Origin of the sequence: Granulicatella sp. zg-84, from assembly GCF_010892375.1 — a bacterium.
In the GTDB taxonomy this organism is placed as follows: domain Bacteria; phylum Bacillota; class Bacilli; order Lactobacillales; family Aerococcaceae; genus WM01.
This window is the reverse complement of sequence record NZ_WNJX01000068.1, coordinates 1-545: the sequence shown is the minus strand read 5'-3', so window position 1 is coordinate 545 and position 545 is coordinate 1. Positions and strand designations below refer to the sequence as shown.

General features: G+C 29.9%; 1 protein-coding gene. It reads left to right on the top strand.

Going from position 1 to position 545, the window contains the following annotated elements; translation table 11 throughout:
* Nucleotides 1-545, top strand: a 545-nt coding sequence (locus tag GMA06_RS08380; RefSeq protein WP_205426297.1) for a restriction endonuclease subunit S, incomplete at both ends; no start/stop codon positions are given.

Sequence of the window (545 nt, the reverse complement as noted above, 5' to 3'; positions counted from 1 at the left end):
TTGGGAACAACGTAAGTTGGAAGATTTCGGTAAGTCTACTGGAGGGACATCTATTGAGTCTGAATTCGATGAACTTGGCAAATATAAAGTTATAAGTATTGGATCATATTCAGAAACAAACCAATATACCGATCAAGGCATCAGAGCAAACAAAACAAAAAAGACTGAAAATCGTATTTTGAACAAAAATAATTTAACAATGATATTAAATGATAAGACTGCTTCAGGGAACATAATTGGTCGAGTTTTACTGATAGATTCTGATAATTCCTATATTTTTAATCAACGGACTGAAAGAATTGAAGTTTATGAAAATGAATATCTACCAGAATTTTTATATCAATTTTTGAATGCTGATAATATTCGTGGGAAAATTATTTGTGCTTCTCAAGGAAATACACAAATATATGTAAATTGGACTTCTATTAGAGAATTAACTTATGAAATTCCTGTATTGAAAGATGAACAAAGGAAAATTGCAGATTTATTTAATCAACTCGACAACCTCATCGCCTTTCACCAGCGTAAACTTAATAAGTTAAAAA